16 protein-coding genes are annotated in these 19,636 nt (G+C 67.8%); 14 read left to right on the plus strand and 2 right to left on the minus strand.

Annotated elements, in window-relative coordinates:
* Positions 1–225, plus strand: a 225-nt coding sequence (locus AC16DP_RS43510) for a hypothetical protein (protein ID WP_483957066.1), incomplete at its 5' end; no start/stop codon positions are given.
* A 17-nt stretch (positions 226–242) separates the two neighbouring features.
* Here AC16DP_RS43510 and AC16DP_RS43515 read toward each other — a convergent pair.
* Entirely contained in the window at positions 243–1,928 is a 1,686-nt protein-coding gene (locus tag AC16DP_RS43515) for a glycosyl hydrolase family 28-related protein (protein ID WP_329726764.1), read from the minus strand.
* A 421-nt stretch (positions 1,929–2,349) separates the two neighbouring features.
* Here AC16DP_RS43515 and AC16DP_RS43520 point away from each other — a divergent pair, with 421 nt between their 5' ends.
* The 12 genes from AC16DP_RS43520 (at position 2,350) to AC16DP_RS43575 (ending at position 16,920) form a co-directional block, all read left to right on the plus strand.
* Positions 2,350–3,255, plus strand: a complete 906-nt coding sequence (locus tag AC16DP_RS43520) for a hypothetical protein (protein WP_329726765.1) — start codon at positions 2,350–2,352, stop codon at positions 3,253–3,255.
* A 79-nt stretch (positions 3,256–3,334) separates the two neighbouring features.
* Positions 3,335–3,922 (plus strand): Uma2 family endonuclease, encoded by a 588-nt coding sequence (locus AC16DP_RS43525; protein WP_329726766.1) that lies wholly within the window; start codon positions 3,335–3,337, stop codon positions 3,920–3,922.
* Between the two features lie 165 nt (positions 3,923–4,087).
* A complete protein-coding gene (locus tag AC16DP_RS43530; RefSeq protein ID WP_329726767.1) occupies positions 4,088–4,843 on the plus strand; it encodes a DUF5953 family protein in 756 nt (251 codons plus the stop codon).
* Between the two features lie 355 nt (positions 4,844–5,198).
* Positions 5,199–5,729, plus strand: coding sequence for an RNA polymerase sigma factor (locus tag AC16DP_RS43535; RefSeq protein ID WP_329726768.1), 531 nt, complete (start codon positions 5,199–5,201; stop codon positions 5,727–5,729).
* Positions 5,729–8,692: a CHAT domain-containing protein gene (locus tag AC16DP_RS43540; RefSeq protein WP_329726769.1), complete on the plus strand. Its 2,964-nt coding sequence runs from the start codon at positions 5,729–5,731 to the stop codon at positions 8,690–8,692. Before AC16DP_RS43535 ends, AC16DP_RS43540 begins: the two co-directional genes overlap by 1 nt.
* An 83-nt stretch (positions 8,693–8,775) precedes the next feature.
* Entirely contained in the window at positions 8,776–9,432 is a 657-nt protein-coding gene (locus AC16DP_RS43545; protein ID WP_329726770.1) for a hypothetical protein, read from the plus strand.
* A 7-nt stretch (positions 9,433–9,439) separates the two neighbouring features.
* A complete protein-coding gene (locus AC16DP_RS43550) occupies positions 9,440–10,858 on the plus strand; it encodes a hypothetical protein (protein ID WP_329726771.1) in 1,419 nt (472 codons plus the stop codon).
* A 58-nt stretch (positions 10,859–10,916) separates the two neighbouring features.
* Complete coding sequence (locus AC16DP_RS43555; RefSeq protein WP_329726772.1) at positions 10,917–12,905, plus strand: SAVED domain-containing protein; 1,989 nt, start codon at positions 10,917–10,919, stop codon at positions 12,903–12,905.
* On the plus strand, positions 12,898–13,986 hold the full coding sequence (locus AC16DP_RS43560) for a cyclic GMP-AMP synthase DncV-like nucleotidyltransferase (protein ID WP_329726773.1): 1,089 nt from the start codon (positions 12,898–12,900) through the stop codon (positions 13,984–13,986). The genes AC16DP_RS43555 and AC16DP_RS43560 overlap by 8 nt, the downstream gene beginning before the upstream one ends.
* 4 nt (positions 13,987–13,990) lie before the next feature.
* The gene (locus tag AC16DP_RS43565) at positions 13,991–15,736 is read left to right on the plus strand and encodes a ThiF family adenylyltransferase (RefSeq protein WP_329726774.1); all 1,746 of its coding nucleotides are present in this window, start codon (positions 13,991–13,993) and stop codon (positions 15,734–15,736) included.
* Entirely contained in the window at positions 15,733–16,248 is a 516-nt protein-coding gene (locus AC16DP_RS43570) for a Mov34/MPN/PAD-1 family protein (RefSeq protein ID WP_329726775.1), read from the plus strand. Before AC16DP_RS43565 ends, AC16DP_RS43570 begins: the two co-directional genes overlap by 4 nt.
* Before the next feature lie 141 nt (positions 16,249–16,389).
* On the plus strand, positions 16,390–16,920 hold the full coding sequence (locus AC16DP_RS43575; protein ID WP_329726776.1) for a hypothetical protein: 531 nt from the start codon (positions 16,390–16,392) through the stop codon (positions 16,918–16,920).
* Here AC16DP_RS43575 and AC16DP_RS43580 read toward each other — a convergent pair.
* Positions 16,834–18,615, minus strand: a complete 1,782-nt coding sequence (locus tag AC16DP_RS43580) for a hypothetical protein (RefSeq protein WP_329726777.1) — start codon at positions 18,613–18,615, stop codon at positions 16,834–16,836. The two genes, AC16DP_RS43575 and AC16DP_RS43580, sit on opposite strands and share 87 nt — an antisense overlap.
* Before the next feature lie 426 nt (positions 18,616–19,041).
* On the opposite strand from AC16DP_RS43580, the gene AC16DP_RS43585 reads away from it, so the two are divergent.
* Positions 19,042–19,545: a leucine-rich repeat domain-containing protein gene (locus AC16DP_RS43585; protein WP_329726778.1), complete on the plus strand. Its 504-nt coding sequence runs from the start codon at positions 19,042–19,044 to the stop codon at positions 19,543–19,545.
* The last annotated feature ends 91 nt before the right edge of the window (positions 19,546–19,636 follow it).

The following is a 19,636-nucleotide window of genomic DNA, read 5'->3' on the forward strand; positions in this document are numbered from 1 at the left end:
GGAGAGCAGTTCCGCGACGAGCTTCCCGCGGACCGCCGGGTCATGCTCCTGGTCACGATCGCTCGCTCGGGCGACGTGAGCGCCGCCAAGGTGACCGCGCCCGACACCGTGTCGCCGGGCCTGGCCAGGTGCCTGGAGGGCCAGATGAAGCGCGTGGCCTTCCCGCGCAATACCAACCAACCCGAGCTCACCATCCAGCTCCCGTTGCGCTTCAACGAGCAGTAGCCGCGCGCCAGGCCTGCTCAGCCCGGGCCCATCGCAACGAATGTCACAATCATGTTTCGATCGACGAACGTGCTCCCACTTGGGTCGGTGACGTAGATCCGCAGCACGCTCGGGGAGGTGTACTCCTCGTACCAACCTGATCGTCCATCGGTGCTCCCGTGCGTAGAGCTGCTTCCTTGGCTTGTGACCACGGTCGGCTTCGCTGCGAACGGCTTGGTGAGGTGCACGTTGTAGAGCCCCGGGCCTGTGCGTACGACACTGGCAACTCCCTCCCCAACGAAACGGTCGATCGTCCCGTTCTCCCCCACCCAGATCTCCCCACGCATAATGCGGAGTTGTCCGTCACTCACTACCACCCCCGACCCACGATCGAGCACACTCACTGACCGATCTCGCATCCCTGTCACCTGTGTCGTGAACGCATCGTGCTCGTTCGGCCCGATCTGTGCGTCCTTGACGTAGGAAGTGAGGCGCACCGGCGCCGCGCAGAGGTCACAGGCACCGAACCGGTTCCCGGTCACGACTACACCCTTCGCGCTCCCCAAGTTGATGTGCGTCGTGGCCTCTGGATCCGGGCCGTCGAAGATCGAGCCCGTGATGCTCAGACCCCAGGGATAGGAGAGCCCTGTCTGCGGTACCGAGATCGACGTCTTGTTCGCCTCGAAGTACCCCTGGATCGTGATCCCACTGCCGGCGTTCACCTTCACGCCAGTGGTGAGTGACTCGAAGATGTTGCCGCTGATCACCGCGTGGTGTGTCGTGCCGAGATAGAGCCCATTTCCCTTCGAAGTTGCCGTGCCGTCGACACGGTTTCCTGTGATGAGCGAGCCGTGCGCGTTCGACAGAGAGGCCCCCCAGGTGTCGGCGAGCACACTCCCCAGCGTGTTCCCAATAACCCGGAGCGACCAGGAGAGCTCGGTCCGCAGTGCGCCAGCCCCTCCCTTCGCCTTCGAAGACGAAAAGTAGTTGTTCAGGAACTGCGTGTTCGGGGCAAAGCAGACGTCAACCAGCCATCCAGCAGTACGCGCGGCGGCGTGGTTGGAATGGCTGAATGAGAGATCGCGGATCACAATCCCATCAAGGTTGTTAAAGCAGTTGTGCGGCGTGTTCTGGGCATCGGTCCAGAAGCACGGGGGGGTTGCGCTTGCGCATGCGCCCCCCTCGCTGCTTGCGGGACCCCGCACAAGGAGCGCTGGTTTGCCCATGTCGTCTCGGTTCACGATGACCGACGCGAGACCCGAACCCTGAAGCGTGACGCCGCTGTTCTCGATCCTGATCGGCCCGAATACCTTGTAGACCCCAGGCGGGAAGAAGATGATTCCGCCAGTGTTCGGCAGCGAGTTGATCGCCGCCTGGATCGCGGCCGTGTCGTCAAGAATCTCATCACCGGCGGCACCAAAGTCCTTCACATTGCGGAATTCACCGAAGAGGTGGACCCACTGCCCACCCGAGCCAACAGGAAGGCCGTTGTCCATCCAGAGTCCCTTGGCCCCCGAGACAAGCCGCGCCAATCGGCCATTCTCAGTCGCGCCGCCTGCTGCGGGGAGCGTCCCATGGTTCTTGATGCGGATGTCGGATTCGGTGAGCGCCCACGATACACGCTTGGGCGGGAGATCCCCCTGATCGCCAACTTCGAGCTTACCCTCAGAAGCCGTGCATCCAACGAGCGCGGTCAGGAGCAACCCCCTCAAAACACTCTTCATACATTCCATCGGTAGCCTCTTCGTCAGCGAGCGAATCCCTGCATGGGTGATCAACCGTTAGCACGTGGATGAGGACAAGATTGAAAGCTTTTTTCAAAATCAAGGGTGGCGGGAGGGACTGGGCGTGATCAGATTGGCATGCGGAGGCCGCCATGGCCAAACCCCTCGTCCCTGACGACCTGTGTGGTGAGTCGACCGGGTGGTCCACAACGCCCACCGCATCAAGCTGCTGGGCGAGTCCATCCGCAAGCGGGATGGAAAGTTGACGACCGAGCCGAAGCCGGAGAAGTGAGAGCCACCAGCGTCGCTCCGCTCCGATGCTCAGAGCTCCGCCCGGAACTGGTGATAGGCTTCGCCCGGAACAAGTGATCGCAATGGCCGGAATAGGCACCTGAATCTCCGAACCTGGAGGAATGCCCTGATGCAACGAGACCTGATTCGCGTGCCGTCCTGCTTCCTGCTGTGCTGGCTGATGCTGACCGCCTGTGGCGTCTCCGAGACAGGGGTGTCCCCACCCGAGGAGCTCCTGGGGAGCCAGGAGTCCGCGCTGTGCTCCGGCACGAGCGTCACCAGTCTGACCCTCTCGGGTATCGACGCGTACTGCGGCGAGCTCGCGGGCAGTGGAACCTGGGCGGTGGCCTGGCCCGCCAACGCGGTGCGGCTGGAGTACTATCTCGACGGCGCGCTGAGTGCCTCCGAGGAGCGCAGGCCCGACACCGCCGGGACGTTCTCCGGTTCCTGGTACTACAGCAAGGCGGGGGTGAGCACCGGCTCGCACACCTTCCTGGTGAAGGCCATCCCCATGGTCATCGACAGCGCCGACAACCGCACCACCTGCTGGGACAGCCCCGGCAGGTCCATCTCGCGGACCCTCTCCACCAGCACCCCCCTTCCCTCCACCTCGCTCTCCTGCTCGCGCACCTCGTCCACCACCATCACCTGCACGGGCACCGGCAGCGGCGGTTCCGGCACCCTCTCCCCGATGTGGCGCACGCGCAACTTCGACTACAGCACGGCGCTGACAGCCTATAGCGCCTGGTCCCCGGGCACGTGGACGCAGAGCTTCCACTGCGAGCAGACCCTCTCCACCACCGCCGACAAGCTTTGGATCGAGCACAAGGTGAGTGACAGCTGCCCGACGGAGTCCACCGTCAAGTCCAGCGCCTACTTCCTCTGCGGCCCCGCCGACTGCCTCCTCCCGGCTTGTGGCTCCCTGGGGGTGAGTTGCACGGCGGGCTCCTCCAGGAAGTGCACCTTTCCGGGCACCTCGTGCAAGACCGAAATCTGCACATGCACGAGCACTGGCCTGTGGGACTGCGTCATCTGAGCACGGAGGGCCGCACGGCCGAGGGGAAGAACGAAGAGACGCTCAACGGCTTCTTGTTGGAACCACCAGGAGGCGACAGATGGGGACGGGGAAGAAGCCGGCAACCTACGAGGACATCGAGGCACTGCCGGCCGGTTGGGTGGGGGAGCTTCTGGAGGACGAGTTGGTGGCCTCCCCGAGGCCCGCCATGGGGCATGTCCATACCGCCTCGATCTTGCACATCGTGCTGGGAGCACCCTTCTGCATGGGGAGCGGAGGGCCCGGTGGGTGGTGGATCGTGTACGAGCCGGAGCTGCACTTCGGCCGGGATGTGCTCGTGCCGGACCTCGCGGGATGGCGCCGCGAGCGCCTGCCGGAGCCGCCATCTCCAGACGAGCCCTTCATGGCGCTCGCTCCGGACTGGAGATGCGAGGTGCTCTCGCCCTCGACGGCCCGCATCGACCGGACGCGCAAACTCCCCATCTACCACCGGGAGGGCGTGGCACACGCCTGGCTGGTGGAGCCGCGCACGCAGACGCTGGAGGTGTTCCGGCGCGAGCCCGTGGGCTGGCTCCTCACCGCGACGCATGGCAACGGGGAAGTCGTGCGCGCCGAGCCCTTCGACGCGGTGCCACTCGGGCTGGGCTCGCTCTGGTTGGAACGCGGTGAGGCTCAGGCCCGGCCATGAGTGGCTTCTGAATGTGGAGGCGGCGGGAATCGAAGCCGCGAAGCTCAGATTCAGGGTTGTCCTCCCCGCCTCCTATCCTCCAGGGCTGATTCTCCTTGGGGGGGCCAGCGCCATGTCAAAGAAGCACCCGAGTCCTGCGGTGGTTGTCGTCACGGGGAGCAAACGATGACGACTCGAGCCAGCCTCCATCTCCACGTCTTCGCACCAGCGCTCACCGGCGACGACGGGCGCCCGCTAGCGGCCGTTGAGGGGATGGAGCGGGCTGTCCCCGGATTGCGGTTGGCGTGGCGGCTATCGAAGGCGGGGCGGCCCATTGCTCTTCCGCAGCGCGCGGCGTGGCTGGCTGAGACGGCCGCGGCCGGCGAGTTCGGGTTGTTGTGCAATGGGGACGAGAGCTACCCGGTGACGGTGAGCGGGCGGCGAGAGAGCGCGATTGCGAGTCCAGGGGGCGAGCCGCTGCTGATTGTTCACGCGCAACTCCCGCAGGACGAGCCCGTGGTCGCTGCGGCAATGGACATGCTGGAGTACGTCGCGGAGGGCTTGCGTGCCCGGTGGGGAGTCATGGCGCCCGGCCCCATGAGGCAGGCCATCGCGGCGCAGACGGGCCCGAAGTCGGGGGGGCCGGAGCGACCTCCTCACGGGCTGCCGAATCTCGAGCTCCCATGGAACATCCGCTCGCCCAGGGTTCCCCGGTACCTTGGGTGGATCAACTACTGGTCAGCGGCCGCTGCGGAGTCCATCGGCTTTCCGGATCCCTCCCGCGATACCGAGCTGCTGGCGCGGGCCCGGCGGACGGAGTCGGGCGGGTGGGTGGTGAGCCTCACCGATGCGCCGCTCGACCTGGGTAAGCCCGCCCACCTCGAGGCGCTCAAATGGGCCTACGAGCGATTCCCGGAGATCGGTGGGCGTGCGGAGGCGTGAGGTTGGGACTGGCCTCGCGCTCGAAGTCGATGCCCTGGCAGCCGTTCTTCGCGGCGTACGTCGGGGAAACGCCATGGGCGCTGCGGTGGGCGTGCTGCTGTGGCTGGACCTGGACGCCCTGCTGCGGCGCCGCGCGGGCCCAGCGGGCTGATGTGGTCCTTTATCCCACTCATAATCCAGCCGGAGGAGGTAACAAACCCGGTGCTCCGCGTCTGGTGGGCAGGACCGTGCCATGTCCCCACCTGATGCTCCTCCTCCAGACCTGGAGTCCCTTCCTCCAACCCCTCGCGCCGACACGCCGCCTCTCCCTATGCTGGAGCCCGAGGCGCGGCGCCGGGAGGGGCGCCCACGAGCCATGAGCATTGCAAGCCGCAGGCATCTCCTGGGAGAGCTCGCCATGCAGCACCGCGGCTGGCTGATGAGCCAGGCGCTGAAGATGAGTAGGAACGAGACCGACGCGGAAGACCTGGTGCAAGAGACGCTCCTGCGCTTCGTCAAGACGTTCGAGGACCGCGAACCGCGGCCTGACCGGCGCACCTGCGTCTCCTGGCTCAGCACCACCCTCACCAACCTCTTCAACAGCCAGTGCCGCAAGCAGCAGGTCCGCAAGCAGCACGCCAGCGACCCGGTCTTGGCCGAGCGGGCCGGGCTGGCGCCGGAACACGGTGTGGCGTCCGAGTTCAACGTCTCTCCCGAGCAGTTCGCCCGGGCCGTCGCCAAGCTGAGCCCGGAGAAGCAGGCCACGTTCGAGCTGTATGGCCAGGGCAAGAAGTACCGGGAGATTGCCCGCGCGCTCGGCATCCAGGTGGGGACTGTCTCCAAGCGCCTGCATGACATCCGCGTGCAGCTGAGCAAGCTGCTGCGCTCCAACGACAAGGTGAACTGATGGCGCGCCCCTGTGACAGTGTCGAGTTGTTCGTCGACGGGGAGCTCCCGCCCGCCGAGGCCGAGGCCTTCCGTCAGCACCTGCCGGACTGCGCGCGGTGCCAGCGCGAAATCCCCAACCTGATTCAGTTCAGGTACCAGGCCAGCGAGCACGTCAGGCTCGTCGGCGAGCGCCCCTTCGTGTCCGCTCCGCTGCCCGCCCCGTGGAGGCGTCCCGCCGCCTGGGCCACCGCCGCGCTCCTGGGGATGCTGCTGGTGGTGCTGGCCGTCAGGCAGCGCCCCGGCCCCGCGCTGGGGACGGACGAGTTCCTGGCGCAGGGCCCCGAGCGCCGGATGGAACAGCGGTTCAGCCTTCGCGAGATGGACCAGCACCGGCCTCTCGCCGGCACCACCCTGTCCGGAAGGCAGCAGGCCTCCGCCAGCGGCGCGTCATACGAGGCGCTGGGCGCGCTGGAGCGAAGCCAGGACTTCCAGAAGCTGGCCATCACCGACGTCCTCCACAACGGCCGCGACGCGGCGAAGCGGGCCCTGGAGGCGCTGGACAAGCTGGCGCCCTCCCCCGAGCGGGAGTCTGACCGGGCCGCCATCCTGCTCGAGCAGGGGGAGTTCATCGCGGCCCTCCACGCCGCCGACGCGGCCCTGGCCGGGCGCCCGCGCATGCCCCAGGCCCTGTGGAACCGGGGCCTGGCGCTGCGGGAGCTGCAGCTGCCGGGAATGGCGGCCCAGGTCTTCACCGAGGTCGCCAGCCTGAGGGAGCCCGGCTGGGCGGACGAAGCCGCCGGGAAGGCGGTCGAGCTGCGCCGCGCGATACCGGACAGGAAGGATGCGGAGGCTCTGAAGGAGCTGGGCGTATCCCTGCTCGACGCGCCCGCCTCGTCCATTCCCAGCGACTTCCACCTGCGGCCGAGCGCCCGGCTCTACTTCTATGACGCCGTCCGCACGGCCCCCAGCCGCGAGCGCGTCAGCAGCCTGGAGCCCCTGGCCCGCAGGCTGGATGAACGGGCCGGAGGAAGGGTGCTCCAGGACTATGTGGAGCGGGTCGCCCGGGCGGACTTCAAGCGCCGGGGCCCGCTGGCCCAGGACTACAAGAAGCTGGTCCAAGGGCGGCTATCCCGGTCCCAGCAGGAACAGCTCCTCGCCCAGGTTCGCGCGTCCGGAGAGGACGACCTGCTGCTGGGCACGCTGGTCCTCATGGGCGCGGTCCCCGAGCATCTGGAGCTCTTCGAGGCGAAGGCCACGGCGAGCAGGGACCCCTGGTTCGTCCTGACGGCGGCCTGGTTCCGGGCGCAGAAGGACTGGGCCCAGGCGCAGCAGGAGAGCACCCCTGCGGGAGAGGAGCGGGCCGGGGAGCACGCCGCGCGTGCGATCCGGACGCTGCAGGAGGCGCTACCCCTGTGCCGCACGCCGGGCCTGGACTACCGCTGCATTCAGCTCCGCATCGACCTGTCCACGTACTCCACCCACCTGCACCGTCTGGAGGAAGCGCGGGCGCACGCGGAGGAAGGGCTGACGCTGGCGCGCCGGGGAGGCGAGTGGTTCCTGGAGCGGGCCCTGCTCCAGAACCTGGCGCAGGTGGCCCGCATGGTGAACGACGGCTCGCTGGCACGGGCCTACTACGGAGAGGTGCTGGCGCGGGACGCGGAGGACCCCGACCTTCAGCGCCGCCTGCACCAGCACCTCGCGGACGTGGCGTGGCACGATCTGCGCGTGGACGAGGCGCGGCGGGAGCTGAACGCGGCGCTGGCCACCGGCAGGGCCCTCTCCCCGAGCGGCGCCTTCACGCTCGCCGACCTCGCGCGGCTCAAGAGCGCGCCCGGAGACGAGGGCCACCTCCAGCGGGTGCTTGATGAGGCCTCCAAGACGAGCAAGCCCTGGGTGGCCCGTCACGCGCTGGGGCGCTTCGTCATCGAGCAGGACCCGGCGCGAGGGCGCGCGCTGCTGAGCGACCTCCTCCAGCAGGTGGAGGACCCCGCGAAGGAGGGCAACCCCACCGCGCGGCGGGTGCGCGCCTACAGCTTCACCTCGCTCCTCTTCGAGGCGGGCCAGCGCGGCGCCCATGCCGAGGCGCTGAAGCTGCTGGAGCGGGAGCGAGGCGCCCCGCTGCCCTCCGAGTGCCTGCTGGCCGCCACCGTGGACTCCGAGCGCACGCTCCTGCTCGCCCTGGACGCACGAGGCGCACTGACGGGGTATCACGACGCCTCCCGGCGCCAGCCCCTGAAGCAGCGAGTCGACGGGCTGGTGCCGGAGACGGTGCTGGCACCGCTGCGCGGCTGCCGTCAGGTGGAGGTGCTCGCACGGCCACCCCTCCATGGCCGCGCGGGCCTGCTGCCTTCGGAGTTCGCCTGGAGCTACCTGACGCGCGGCGGGGAGCGCCTGCCTCCGCCTCCGGGCCGCCCGCGCCACCTCGTGGTCTCCGAGGTGCAGCTGCCGAAGGACCGCGAGTTGGAGCGGCTCAACGCCTGGACGCCCGGGTTCGGCGTGGACGAGGAGCAGGTGTTGCTCTCGGGCGCCCAGGCGACACCGGCCCGCGTGCTCGCCGCCATGGAGGACGCCACCGAGGTGGACGTGGTGACGCACGGGGAAATCACGCCCCACTCCAGCGCCTCCTACCTTGTGCTGGCCCCCGATGTGAGCGGCCCGGAGCTGCGCGGCCCGCGGGTGCGCCAAGCCTCCTTGAAGCGGGCGCCCTTCGTGGTGCTGGCGGCGTGCAATGCGGCGCATACCACCTACGCGGTGCATGAGCCGCTCAGCCTTCCCGCCGATCTGCTCGCCGCGGGCGCTCGGGGTGTCCTGGCGTCAACGGAGAAGCTGCTCGACAAGGAGGTGAATGTCTTCTTCAACCGGGTGCGTGAGCACATGCGCTCCGGCCAGCCTCCCGCGGTGGCACTCCGTGACGAGCGGGAGGCATGGCGTCGGGAAGGACGCGCCCGGGGCTGGCTCGACACCATCCTGTTGTTTGAATGAAGTGAGGTAACAAAACGGTCCAAGGGCGTCCTTGAGCGCGAGTGGATTTTCAGCACCTGCGCCCGCAGGAAAGGGAGCCAGCCTTGGACAAGCCGAACCTGCCGTTCCACGATCTCGAGTTCTCCACGGAGGAACACTTCTGGACGGGAGGAGACGCGGCCACACGGCGCGTCTACCTCATGCCCGTCTCACCCCCCTCGGAGTTCGTGGCCTTCGGGGCGCTCGCCCCGTCGGAGCCTTGCTTCGTGGCCCGGGGCCGGGTGGAGCAGCACCTGGGTCCCTTCATCGAGCGCATGGCGCAGGACGGCGCGAAGGTGGAGTTGCATGAGTGGCCGCCGCTGCCGGGCTGGCTCCTCAAGGAGTACGCCTCCAACCCGCCGTGGGAAGGCCACGAGGTGGAGAACCCATCGGAAACCCCGGTGCGCGGCAGGGTGCGGCCCCGGGTGGATACCTATGAGCCGGTGCCGGGCACGCCGCTGTGGACGCAGGGCGAGGCGGCGCAGCGGAGCACCTTCATCACCCCGGTAAAGGACGCGTCGGAGTTCCTCGCGCTCGGAGTCCTCACGGGCACTGACACGGTGGTGTTCTCGATGAGGGGCACGGTGCAGGGGGCGCTCGGGGCGCTCATCGCGCAGGCGGTGGGTGAAGGGTCCCGCGTGGAGCTGCACGCCTGGCCTCCGCTGCCAAAGGATGTGCTTCACCGCTACCTCGAGCCCGTCCCCGGCACTCCCACGCGCTGAGCCCGCCATGACCTTCGAACTACTGCTGGCCCATGCCGACACGTGCCAGCCCGCGCTCCATCCGGGGCTCGACGAATCGGCGCTGCATTCCTCACCGCTCGCGCAGTCCGACCCCAAACCCAAACGCCTATGGGACGCGCTGGGAGACCTGGATGACCTGCGTGCGCAGCGTTGGGGTGTCGTGTACCCCAAGACGCCTGCGGGAGAGCGGCTCCTGGAACTCATCGAGCCGCTGCGGGAGCTGCGCCAGCGGGAGCAGGGGGGCGCCCCGGTGCATACCTATGCCGTCACGCCCGGAATGGATCGGGAGGAGGCGCACCGGTGGAAGGCACGGGTGCTGGGCAGCGAGCAGGTGGAGGAGCCGGACCGGCCTCGCTACCTACTGGTGCTGGGAGACTTGGAGGGGGTGTCGCTGGAGATGCAGCAGGTGCTGGCCACCGATGCGCTGGTGGGGCGGCTGGCGTTCGCCGATGAGGCGGGCTACCTCGCCTACGTCGCCAAGGTGCTGCGCTGGGCGGAAGCGCCCTCACCCGTGGACCGGGCCCGCCTGCTCTTCTACACCTCGCGCGACGGCACGAATGCGACAGAGCTGGGCTACCGGAAGCTGGTGGAGCCGTGCCTCGCCACGTGCACACGTCACCAGCGAACGGGTGCGCTCCAGGTCGAGCCCCCCCGGAGCCTGGCGGACGACGGTGCCGCGGAGGGGTCCACCATCGGCCGGTTCCTCGCCCATGCCGCCGGAGCGGAGCCGGCCGTGCTGCTCTCGGTCAGCCACGGCCTGGGCGTGCGCGAGGGAGGCTGGCTGTCGGCGGAAGACCAGCGCGCCTTGCAGGGAGCGCTCCTGCTGCCAGGCCATGAGCGGCTCACCGCAGCGGAGGTCGCGGCGCGGCCCTTCTTGCCAGGAGGCCTGTGGTTCTGCTTCGCCTGCTTCAGCGGAGGGACGCCCGCGCGGAGCGCCTATGCACCGTGGCTGGGGGACCTCGACCCTAACCAGGCCGAGCGCGTCGCGCGCCTCCTGCCCCGGCCCGGAGAGCGCCCGTTCATCGCCGCCCTTCCCCAAGCCGCGCTGGCCAATCCGGAGGGGCCCCTGGCGGTGGTGGGCCATGTGGACCTGGCGTGGACCGCGAGCTTCAACGACCAGGGGCGGAGCCGCCACGAGCGCTTCCTCGGCGTCATCAAGGCCCTGGCCAGCGGGAGGCGGGCCGGCACGGCGCTGTCGAGCATGCTCCGGTTCGCCAACGAGACGAGCGCCTCGCTGGCGTCGAGCTACCACCAGGAGCGGAGTGCACTCGCCGCCGGGCGGCAGTACAGGGCGTCCCCCGCCGAGAGGGCGCACCTGTGGATGCTGTACCACGACCTCGCCAGCCACGTGCTGCTGGGAGACCCGGCCGTCCGGCTCCCGCTGAAACACGGCGGCACGAGGTAACAAACTTCTCCGAGCGCGTCTGTCTCCCGCACCGGCCTCACGGCACCGGAAAACACACATGCCTCCCAACCAAGCCCCCCTGGAAATCACGCTGGAGCTCTCTGCAACGCAGTCGCCGGAGACGCTGTACCCCTTTCCGTGGAAGAAGCAGCGGTACCTGGTGCGCTGCACCCACGGGAGGAGCGCTCCCGTGGAGCTTCGCTGGCCCGCGCTCCGAAAGGAGCTGGAGGCGCTGCTGCGGGCAAAGCCCGGGTCACGCAACTTCAAGCGGCTGTCGGATGCCCTGCGAGGCTTCATCGAGCCCGCGGAATGGATTCGTGCGGAAGACAAGATTCGCTACGCGCTCAGCATCGGGCAGCCGGTCCACATCACCGTCTGCTCCAACAACGCCGACGACCTGTACTACCTGCCCTGGGAGCTGCTGCCCATGAGCCTCAATGGGCCGCCCCTGGTCGGGCTGGAGAACTGCCTCCTCCGGTATGAGTGCGGGGACAGGCCTGTCCGGGAGCCGGTTGCCTCGGCCCAGGGGCGCATCCTCTTCGCCTGGTCGGAAGCCGGTGGTGGAGTGCCCATGGACGGCCACCTGGATGAACTCCGCGCTGCTTGTGCCGCCGCTCAATTCCCTTTCATCGAAGAGGAGGACGTCCTTGAGCACGTGTCTCCGCGGAGCCTCGCGGAGAAGCTGTCGGAGACAGCTCGTCCCGTGACGGCGCTGCACCTGCTCTGTCACGGGTCCAAGGTGGACGATGGCGCCTATGGGCTCGTCTTCGACCCGTCCGAAGAGGGCGGTGAGCCAGAGCGCCTGGACCAGTGGCAGCTGGCCAACCTGCTCTTCTCATCCCGCCACGGCAGCCCCCTGCGGCTCGTCACCTTGTGCGCCTGCCAGGGCGGGGACTCCGGCATGCCCGCGCATCCCCTGGGAAGCATTGCCCGGATGTTCCATGTCCAGGGAGTCCCGGCGGTCATTGCCTCGCGGATGCCGCTGACCTGCGCGGGCTCCACCACGCTGACGCGGGCGCTCTACCAGAGCCTGCTCGTCCAACGGGAGGACCTGTGTACGGCCCTCTCGAGTGCGCGAAAGCAGCTGCAGCGGGAGCACTCCAGCTCGAGCGACTGGCTCTCCCTGCAGTTCTACGCGCCCGCCGACAGCCCGGCCGCGCTCACGCCCTTCAGCGCTCCGCCCGCGCGTCCCACCGCCCCGGCGGCCCGAGGTGACCTGGTCCTCATCTGTCACGAGTCGCTCAAGCAGACCCACGTGACGCCGACGGAAGCGGACGCACCGGAGCTCTTCGCCCACCGCCACGTCCGGCCGAAGCTCCTCATCGATCAACACCAGGCCATCGGCGAGCGCCGATGGGAGAACCTGGAGCCGGAGGTGGCTCGGCTCGCGGCAATGAACGGGGTGCTCCGGACCGCCTTCGCCGAGCGCGACACCGAGATTCTCTACTACGGGTTTCCCTACGTCCCGCTGGCCATGCTCGCGGGCTACCTCGCCGACGCGCGCCCGGTCCACGTGCTCGAGCACGACCGGACGCGACAGCGCTTCACCTGGCAGACGGACGCGGTGGCGGCCCACCCGTCGCTGGAAGTGGTGGCCCGGCACGGCGAGACAGGGTCCGCGGCCCGGGTGAGGGTGTCCATCTCCAACGAGGTCAGGCCCGAGGACTGCGCGCAGGTCCTCCCGGACTCCGACATCCGGCTGGACCTGCACTTCCAGATGAGCGCACCCGAGCGCGGCATCGTGCGGAGGGAGGCGCAGCTGCTGGAGTACGCCCAGGCCATTCGCCAGGCCATCGACCGGAACATCGGTGGCAAGCCCGAGTTCACCAGCATTCATGTCTTCGCCGCCGTGCCCGTGAGCATCGCGTTCCACCTGGGCCGGGCCCTGGCCTACACCGGGCTGCCGGAGTGCTTTGCCTACAACTACAACGCCGACGACGTGCCCCGGTACAAGTGGCGCCTGAGCCTCAAGGCAGCCGCCCGGGAGCAGCCGTCCATCACTGTCTTCTCTTCACCTTCTCAAGGGGGCAATACCAATCATGGCTGATATCCAGACATACATCGAGCAGTTCGACGACAAGATTCGCCTCAAGCGCTTGAAGGAGAACAAGGAGCTCATCGAGAAGCGCGACATCATCTTGAACAAGCTCCGTGAGCGCTTCGAGCTGATGCGCGAGGGCGATGACGACGAAGAGGGCATGGACATCCCCTTCTTCGCGTTCATCAACCAGGGCAGCTACGAGATGGGCACGGGTATCCACCCGGCCGAGGGGCAGGACTACGACATCGACGTGGGGCTGACGTTCAACGCCGCCAAGGAGGACTACCCCAACCCCGTCACGCTCAAGTCCCTGGTGGCCGACGCCCTGAAGGACCACACGGACCTCGGCACCGAGGTCCGGCGCTCCTGCGTCACCATCAAGTACAAGCGCGACGGCGAGCAGGCCTTCCACGTCGACCTCGCCGTCTACACCTACGACGACCCCAAGAGCGCCACGAAGCGCCTCTACATCGCCAAGGGCAAGGTGGGCTCGGGCGAGAAGGAGCGGTACTGGGAGGAGTCGGACCCGGAGGGCCTCGCGCTCTGGGTGGAGCAGCACTTCAAGGACCGGGATCAGGAGCAGTTCCTGCGGGTGATTCGTGCGCTGAAGCGGTGGAAGACGGAGAAGTTCAAGACGGATGGCCAGAACGCGCCATCGGGCATCGGGCTCACGGTGGCCGCGGGCCAGTGGTTCCAGCCGCACATCATCACCAGTGACGCTTTTGCCGCGAGGAGGAAGCCCGACGACCTGACAGCGATGCGGGGCTTCGTCGCGAAGCTGGTGAATGCGTTCCATCACGTAGGATCGAAGCAAGACGGGACGCCGCTCTACCGGCTGGAGGTGAAGGTGCCCGTCGCGCCCTGGAAGGACATCTTCGTGAAGATGACGGACGGACAGATGACGACGTTCCGCGAACGGCTCATCCAGCTCCGGGACCAGCTCGACAAGGTGATGCAGGAGCCGGACCCCGTCGACGCCTGCAAGCTGATGCGGGACCAGTTCGGCCCGGAGTTCCCCGTCCCCGACAAGTCGAGCACGGGGAAGAAGGCCTCGCCGGCCATCGCCACCGCCGCCACCTCGGCCTGACCGCATGCCCTCCCCCCTCACCACCCAGCAGGAAATGCACATCCGGGTGCTCCAGCAGCTTGCCCACAGCGGGCTGCTGGAGGACTGCGGCCCGCCGATATTGCTCCCCGGAAAGCAGCCAGGCACCCGCGACGAGGTGACGTGCTCGGGGCGGATGACCGTGGAGGGGCAGACCTTCTGGCTCCGCGTCCGTCTGCCTTGGGAGTTTCCCCTGTGCCTTCCCATCGTCTCGGTGGAGCGCAAGGAATCCGAGACCGTCCTGCCGCACTTCATCAATGACGATGAGGTGTGCTTCGCGTCGGACGTGGGCCTGCTCGACAGGCGTCGGCCCGAGGCCATCCTGCATGAGTCGCTCGAGCGGGTCCGCACCCTGCTCCGCGACATGCTCCGGGGGGACCGAGGGGGGGAGTTCCTCCGGGAGATCTCGGCCTATTGGTCCGCCATCTCAAGAGGACGTTGTATCGACTGCACCGTCACCGCGGACAACCGCCCGCGCTTCATCTCGGCCCTGTATCGGGGAACGGAATTGCAAGCGGTGGCGGACGCCGCCGACACCTATGCACGCTCATTGCCAGACAGGAAGGCCGAAGGCCTGACCGCGAAGAAGGCCCTCTATCTGCCGCTGGCCCCTGGTGACGACAACCCGTCCTTCCTGCCGGAAGAGCTCACGACGCCCGAGGGCCTCCGCAAGTACGCACGGCGAATGCCCGACGGGCTCCAGGATGCCCTGGCCAGGCTGCTCCATCGCTTCGACGTGAGCGAGCACCTGGTGGTACTGGGCCTCAAGAGGCCGCAGGGAGAGCGGGCCGTGGTCGGCGTCCACCTCAAGCGGCTGGAGCACGGCCACCCCCTGCTGCGAGACCGTACCGGTGCGCAGGTCGAGCCCATCGCACTGATGCGGAGGGACCCGGACTACCTGATCCCCAGGGGTGGCGCGGAGCGCGGGCTCCGGGAGCGCCGTGTGCTCATCGCGGGCTGTGGCTCCGTCGGAGGCTACATCGCGCTCGCCCTCGCGCGAGCGGGTGTCGGGGGACTCACGCTCGTGGATCCGGACCGCTTCCAGCCGGAGAATACCTTCCGGCACGTGTGTGGGATGCGCTGGCTTTTCGAGCCCAAGGTCACCGGACTCAAGGAGGAAATCGAGAGCGGCATCCCCTTTGTCTCCGTTCAGTCGATGGACGGCCGGCTCGAAAAGCTCCTCCAGGACGAGCCGGACACGGTCCGTGACCACGACCTGGTGATTGCCGCGCTGGGCCAGCCCACCCTCGAGCTCCATCTGAACGAGTGGGCCTGGTCGAACGCCGAGCACCCACCCGCTCTCTTCACCTGGCTGGAGCCCTACGGCCTGGGCGGACATGCCCTGCTGACCCACGTGCGAGGCCAGGACGCAATGAACCGCGGCTGTCTGGAATGCATCTACGACCGCGACCTGGGAAACCGTGCGGCCTTCGCCGACCCGGGAGGCACGTACACGCGGGACGTGCTCGGCTGTGGAAGCCGGTTCATGCCCTTCGCGGACCTCGACGCCCAACGCACCGCCGAGCTGGCCACGCGGCTGGCGCTGCGAGCGCTCCGGCGAGAAGCCCACGAAGCGCCGCTGCTGTCCTGGAAGGGAGATGCCCGCCAGTTCCAACAGGGAGGGTTCACTGTCACGCCGCGCTATGAGCAGGAGCAGGGCAAGCTGGAAGCCACCTGGCTCGACTATAGGCGCGACGACTGCCCCATCTGCGCGCCTGGACCCACCCCATGAGTGGGCGCCTGTTCCGCCGCGCGGGCGGTGCCGTGGTGAAGCTTGACGCGGCTGCGCTCACGGACCTGCTCCGCTTCAGGCAGTCAGAGTTCCAGCACGCGGAGGCCGGCGGCGTGCTGCTGGGCCGCCGCATCCTGGGCAGCGCGGACGTGGTCATCGACGAGGTGACCCCCCCCCTGGATGGAGACCGCCGGACCCGCACCACCTTCCACCGAACCCAAGCACGGCACCAGCAGGTCATCGACGCGCGCTGGAGCGAGTCCGGAGGAACGTGTCAGTACCTCGGCGAATGGCACACGCACCCGGAGCCCATTCCGGTTCCATCCCTCATCGATGTGCTGGACTGGTGCCGCCGCCTGGATGAGGACCGCTTCGACGGCGAGTCCCTCTTCTTCCTCATAATCGGCATCGACGAGGTCCGCGCCTGGGAGGGCTTCCGCCAGCCGCGGGTCATCGTCCCGCTGGACCCGTTGCCCGCGGAGCCCCCCGGAGGCATCACACCTGCGTCTTGAGCACATCCTTCAGGCCCTCCAAGGCATCGCGGCGCTCCGGCACGGGGAGGCCGCTGGTCTTCGCTGGAAGCACTACGACCCAACCACTCCGGTGTTGACCCCGGCCGACCAGCCGTGGGCCCGCGCGTGGAGTTCGACGGGATGCTGACGGACCACCACTCCTACAAACGGCTGGTGAAGGACATGGAGGCGCTCGGCCTGCGGCACCGGCAGGGCCATGACCTGCGCCGGACCATGATTTCCCTGGCCCGCACGGATGGCGCCCGGAAGGACATCCTCGAACTCTGCACCCACACGCCGCGTAAGAGCGGCAACACCATCGATCTCTACACCACGTTCCCGGGGGAGGCCCTCTGCGCCGAGGTGGCGAAGCTCCAGGTGCGGCGCCACGAGCGCAGCCAGTTCGCCCGGCTGCCCCTGGTGGCTTCAAGGGGAAAAGAAAACCCCGGCACGCCTGATGGCGCCCGGAGCTTTGCCACATCCCTTGCTACAGTCTCCCGGAAAGCTGAGTCCTTTCCGGGAGATACAGAGTGGAGGCGGCGGGAATCGTACCCGAGAAGCTCAGAACGTGTACTTCACCCGCGGTCACTCCTGGGATTGCCGCAGGTCCTTCTGGGAAGAGAGGGCGTACTCGTCCGCGCTGAAGGAGAAGGTCAGCAGCTCATGGAATGACTCGATCTCCTCCTCGCTCTTACCTTCCCTCTGGCGGGTCCCCTTCGACGTGACGACGACATCCGGAAGCAGGTGCTCGGGTTGCGGAACGAGCTCCCAATCGGAGGCATAATCATATGCGTAGCAAATGCCATCGCCCGAGCCCTCTTTGCCCTCCTCCCCCGGACACTCGACTCCGAAATACGTCTCCGCGATGCTCGGAAGGGTGCCCACCACATCGATGCTCTCCTGTCCCCCCCGGTCGGAGAGCAGGACGAGATCGGTGAAGAAACGGCGACTGTTGCCGTCGCTCACCTCCAGGATGGCGATGACCCCTCTTTCGCCAATCCCCCGCACGAAGATGCCTTGGGCCGCGTCAAGCCGGTGGGGCAGCACGATGATGGCCCGGTTGGCCCGCTCCAGCCTCCATCCGTCTTCCGTCTTGGAGAAGATGCCGCCGCCGATGAGCGTCGTTTCGTAACCGGAAGGTGTCTCCGTGAGGAACAGCATCTTCTCCTGCTCGCCCTCGCGGTAGGCGTCCCACTTCAAGGGATGAGCCTTCGGACGTGAGACCCAGAGGTCCTCGAGCCGGAGGAGCCGCCGCCGCTCGGCACCTGAAAGAGACCACCCGGAGGAACCATCCGCCGCGTCGACGCCCCCATACAGCGCGGCCATGGCCTTCTCGGGAGAGAACTCCCCGCTGAAGGCAGGCCCCACGCCCGCCGCCCGCCCTCCGCACGGCTCGCGGACATCCGGATATTTGTCACTGCGGTGGGTGTAGAACGCCTTCGACAGGGACGCGGGAGCCTCGTCCACTCGCGGAATCTCGAGCACCTGGGGCGCGGAGTCCTCCGCGTTCCGCGAGAGCGTCAGCTTCGTGCCGCGCTCCGTCTTCGTGACAGCGGAGACCCAGCGCTCGTCGGGAAAGAGAGCCTCGGGCGCGTCGGCCACGGCGAGCCAGCGCCCATGGAGATCCGGCAGGAGCCTCAGCAGGTAGGGCCGCCCGTTGCATCCGTTGATCCGCACAGCGTACGCCCCCTCGTCCGAGCGCTTCAGCAGTTCCCACTCCGATGGGAGCCTGGCCATGAGCGACTGAGCGGACGCGTCCAGGACGAACTGTCCGAGGCGCGGGCTCGAGGCGTCGTCCTCCGGCTCGGCGCTGCGGAAGAGTGCCTGCTCCAGCATGGGCGCCGACTCGAAACGGGTCCGCTCCAGAACCTCCTCGGTCAACGACTGGTGCTTCTTGTCGTATGTGAACTGGCCCCGGTAGACGGCGATCTGCTCGGAGTCACCCACGACGAACACGAACATCCGCTCCTTCGTCACGACCCGGTGCTTCACGCCCCGGACGAGGCCCGCGCTCTCGAGAATGCAGTCGTCGACGCTATTGCGGACGCAAGGGAACTCGAGCTTCGGGCCCTTCAGCGGTTTCTTCGCCCCGGCGAGCAGCTCGAAGTTGTGCTCGAAGAAGAGGTCGCTCCATTGCTTGCGCCGGAAGAAATCCCCGGGTACGAGCATCGCCGCCCGCAGGGCGCTCTGCTCGCGCTGAGCGAGCGTGCGCTGGGGGTCCCGGGCCTCCGCGTCGAACGTGTCCACGGAGGGCTTCTCCGCACCCAGGAGGGAAGCCGAGGCATAGCCCTCCTTGTCTCCACAGCGCACCTTGCGCCACTCGCCCTGGGTGGACCCCAGCGGGACACACTCGGTGCCGATCCCCACCTTCGTCAGACTCTCCGCCTCCGGGGAGGGCGCCTTGCGCAGGTGAATGGTGGAGCCAAGAACGTAGACCCGAGGCGCTGTGTCATGCCGCGCCCCGGCGTCACCGGAGTTGGACGCATCCCGGCAGGAGAGCAAGGCCAGTGCCGCGAACGACGGGAGCAAGCACCGGAGGCGAAGGGTCGAGACGCTTGGAGGAAAGGGCATGAACGGCGCGAGACTGGCACGGAGCGCTGGGGCGTGTCCATGCAAGGCATTGCGATCCGTACCTCCTTTCAGGAGTGGGTTCGACTCGAGGCGGCGGGATTCGAACCCGCGAAGCTCAGAACGTGTAGAAGTGGTCCATCGGCGTCGCGTACTCGATGCCGATGCCCAGGCCCGCGTTCGGCGCACGATGATAGAAGCGACCAAAAGAGGGCTTGGGACTCCATGGGTCAGTCGAAAATCGAGGTCCGGCGCATGTCCATGCGGCGCTCACCGGTAGCTGTTGTCGCACTGGTTCTCGTGGGTTTCCTCGTCAGCTCGCTGGTCGGCTGCAAGCACGACGATGTGAAGTGCTCGCGGCAGGACGTTCAGGACTCCGGCACAACAGTTGTGTCCGGGCAGAGCGGACAAGTCCCTGAGTCCCCGTTCTGCCAGCGGACGCCGCAGGTCCGCGATGCCATCACGCGGGCCGCCTGTCCGAAGTGCTCCTGCGAGTCGATCACGCCAGACCATCTGAAGCTGGTCCGCGAGCTGTCGCTGGCCGGGACTGGGCTGACCACGCTGCGGCCTGGGGATTTGTCTGGCCTCACCTCGCTGGAGAAGCTCGAGCTCACGGGGACTCGCATCAAGGTCCTCCCCGAGAGTCTGCCCGCCGAACTCAGAGCCCTCAAGCGCTTGCGGCTGGAGCTCTCTCTGAGCCTGCCCCGGTTTTGTGGACACACCTCATAAGTCGGCTACACGGGAGGTAGTGTTCATGGAGCGAAGGAAGAGGCGGAGTTTCACCCCGGAGTACAGGGCCGATGCGGTCCGACTGGTGCGC

This window comes from Archangium sp., assembly GCF_057119385.1.